This window comes from Catenibacterium sp. GCM10023432, from assembly GCF_042651925.1.
GTDB classification, from domain to species: domain Bacteria; phylum Bacillota_I; class Bacilli_A; order Erysipelotrichales; family Coprobacillaceae; genus Catenibacterium; species Catenibacterium mitsuoka.
The window spans coordinates 1-1,893 of record NZ_JBHSEB010000105.1 but is presented as its reverse complement, the minus strand read 5'-3'; the positions used below and the strand labels follow the sequence as shown (position 1 = coordinate 1,893).

Here is a 1,893-nt window from a genome sequence, read left to right as displayed (position 1 = left end):
AAACTCCTAGATTATCAGCAACCTGTTGAAAAGTAAGTTCAGGATGATCCTTTCTATATTGAACTGCATCTAATTTAAACTGTTTGTCTATCACTTTATTTTCTGCCATTTTTAACACCTCTATTTTCATGTTTCAGACTAGTATTCTTTCGAATGTTTTTCAATTCTTTTTTTAGATATTTTCTCTATTTGACTGGCACTAAATTTATACTAGCCCCACGCACTCTAATAGGTAGATCAGAACCATCAATCTCAAATATGCCAAGAATCTCATCAATGGGATAACCAATGAACATCAGAGATTCGTCATAGAACTGCTTCTTGAGTGTGAAGTGATTTGATGTACATCTTTGAACATATGGATGACTAGTGTATTTTTCTACTGCATCAGCACATATCTTTTCTTTAGGTTTTCCTTGATTTTCAAGTTTCTTTTTTAATCTATATATTCTATGATATCCGACTTTTTCGGGATCAAGACCATAGGATTCAAGCTGAGCTTCAATAGATACAGAAGGGTATTCTTTATAGGCTTTATCGATGAATTCAGAACTGAATCTAATTAGACTTCCTGTTTTTACGAATATTCCAAAATCAATCAGAGATTCATTGTCATACTTTTCAATAGAATCATGCTTTCTAGATACCTTGTTTTTTCCGTTAGTTGGATGACCATAGCGCTTAAAGGTACCGTTGATTTTTTTTATCACATCGTTCCCTAACATCGAACAGTCAAAGCCGTATGATTTAAGTACACCTCTTATCTGAGAAGTAGATGGCTGCTTGATCCATTCATCATATAGAATGCATCTGAATTCATAAGTGAATGTCAGTCTGTTTTTTCTTACATTCTTGACATATGGTGAGTTGGATAATAACTTAATTTCTTCATTAGTGAACCTTTTAGCCATAGTATAATTTCAACAACGAAACGACAAAAAGATACCCACAAGGTGGGTATCACAACTGTCAGGTTGTTGTCCTCCTTATGGGTACCATTTTAGATTGATATGGAATATGAAAGCAGAGTCAATCATACAATCACAAAATATATAAAAGATGCCCATTTTTATGATTCTACAGCGAGCATAGAAGATATCAACTATAATCCAGATAGAAAACTTAATCGTTCTCAGATGGAAGAACTGGCTACAAACAACTACATAGAAAAAGGTCTCAATATTATATTTGTAGGTGCTTCAGGCTGTGGAAAGACATGGCTCTCTAATGCATTAGGCGTACATGCCTGTCGTAATAGAAAGACAGTGCTGTATATCAGACTGCCTGAATTATTTTCAAAATTTGAAGAAAAGAGAATTCAAGGAAAATACAATGAATACTTAAAGAGATTGGGGAAGTATGATCTGTTGATCATCGATGAATTTTTATTGAAACCAACAAACGAATCTGAAAGAAGCGACCTTCTAGAGTTGATGGAAATTCGTTGTAATAAAAAATCAACCATTTTCTGTAGTCAATACTCATTCGATGGATGGCATCAATTATTAGATGGAGGACCTATTGCAGACGCTATTTTAGATAGAATCATTAATAGTTCCTATCTAATTACTTTACACGGAAAATCATTACTCGAAGAATACTCAAGAATAAAACAATAAAACTAGGAAAGGCATAACAATGATAAAAAATTGTCATGCCTTTTTCAAATCCATAGTGGACTTTTGAGCGTATTCAATTTTTGAGTGGTGTGGGCTTGGTCAGCGTATTGGGTGGACTTCTCTACCGTAAACGAGTGGTCTTCAATTAGCGGAATACTCAATAAAAAATGTAGACATAAAACGTCTACATTTTTTTAAACTGATTGTTAAACCGCAAACTCTACCCATCTGATGACTGCAAATTATATTACCCTATATAATAATGTATTTTTAT

2 protein-coding genes are annotated in these 1,893 nt (G+C 33.5%); one reads left to right on the top strand and one right to left on the bottom strand.

What is annotated here, in order from left to right:
* Nucleotides 1-185: 185 nt before the first annotated feature.
* The gene (locus ACFOZZ_RS12650) at nucleotides 186-911 is read right to left on the bottom strand and encodes an HTH domain-containing protein (protein ID WP_376815374.1); all 726 of its coding nucleotides are present in this window, start codon (nucleotides 909-911) and stop codon (nucleotides 186-188) included.
* A 99-nt stretch (nucleotides 912-1,010) separates the two neighbouring features.
* On the opposite strand from ACFOZZ_RS12650, the gene ACFOZZ_RS12645 reads away from it, so the two are divergent.
* Nucleotides 1,011-1,619 (top strand): ATP-binding protein, encoded by a 609-nt coding sequence (locus ACFOZZ_RS12645; protein WP_376815373.1) that lies wholly within the window; start codon nucleotides 1,011-1,013, stop codon nucleotides 1,617-1,619.
* Nucleotides 1,620-1,893: the final 274 nt, after the last annotated feature.

What these genes read in the sequence shown, in the direction of transcription:
- ACFOZZ_RS12650 (WP_376815374.1), bottom strand. Translation starts at nt 911, where the DNA reads ATGGCTAAAAGGTTCACTAATGAAGAAATTAAGTTATTATCCAACTCA.
- ACFOZZ_RS12645 (WP_376815373.1), top strand. Translation starts at nt 1,011, where the DNA reads ATGGAATATGAAAGCAGAGTCAATCATACAATCACAAAATATATAAAA.